We start from the raw sequence: 241 nt of genomic DNA on the forward strand, positions 1-241 counted from the left end.
TGTACCTCGACTCTTGCCCAATGGACGGTGAACGAGCGGCGATCTTTGCATCAGTCCCCGGAGCTGTCTGGCAAGGAGTATCAGACTGCCGCTTATATTCGAAAATGGCTGCAAGAATGGCAAATTGAGCTGATTCCATGCGAGCCTCCCAGCGTGGTCGGTTTTTTGCGCGGAACTGTTGGTAGCAAAACGATTGCGCTGCGCGCAGATATAGACGCACTGCCTGTGAACGAAGAAGGGG

The 241-nt window shown here is 53.9% G+C and carries 1 pseudogene; it reads left to right on the top strand.

The window, feature by feature from the left end:
• A pseudogene (locus SB773_RS34240) lies at positions 1-241 on the top strand (M20 metallopeptidase family protein); the annotation flags it as partial.

Source organism: Bacillus sp. SIMBA_074 (assembly GCF_046534555.1).
In the GTDB taxonomy this organism is placed as follows: Bacteria; Bacillota; Bacilli; order Bacillales; family Bacillaceae_G; genus Bacillus_A; species Bacillus_A mycoides.